At 38.9% G+C, this 339-nt stretch carries 1 protein-coding gene; it reads right to left on the bottom strand.

Translation table 11 applies throughout. The features are described 5' to 3' along the window. Positions 1–95: 95 nt before the first annotated feature. Positions 96–339, bottom strand: a 244-nt coding sequence (locus BTV99_RS12990) for a pilin (RefSeq protein ID WP_218607617.1), incomplete at its 5' end; no start/stop codon positions are given.

Genomic DNA, 339 nt, shown 5'->3' on the forward strand with positions numbered 1-339 from the left:
GGGATAAACCCGTCAATAAAAAACCACCGAGTGGCAGAGGCTATTCGGTGGTTTTTTGTTGATTCAAACAATATAGAAATTTTATTGGCAATAAATTAACGGCAGTTTTTAGGCGCATATTTAGCTATATTAGACGAACACACCCAATATACGCCATTAGGAGTCGTAGTTGGTGTCCAAATAAAGGTAGTCGCTCCTGCTTTCGCAGTTGTAAAAATTGTGATATCACCTGTCGTAGCATTACATTCAATACTTACTATATTTTTCGTTGCGGTTTTGATGTCTGAAAACCCTGTACAAGCGTTAGTAGGCATAGCGCCGCCATTATCAGCTATATTC

This window comes from Psychrobacter sp. Rd 27.2 (assembly GCF_001921755.1).
GTDB classification, from domain to species: domain Bacteria; phylum Pseudomonadota; class Gammaproteobacteria; order Pseudomonadales; family Moraxellaceae; genus Psychrobacter; species Psychrobacter celer.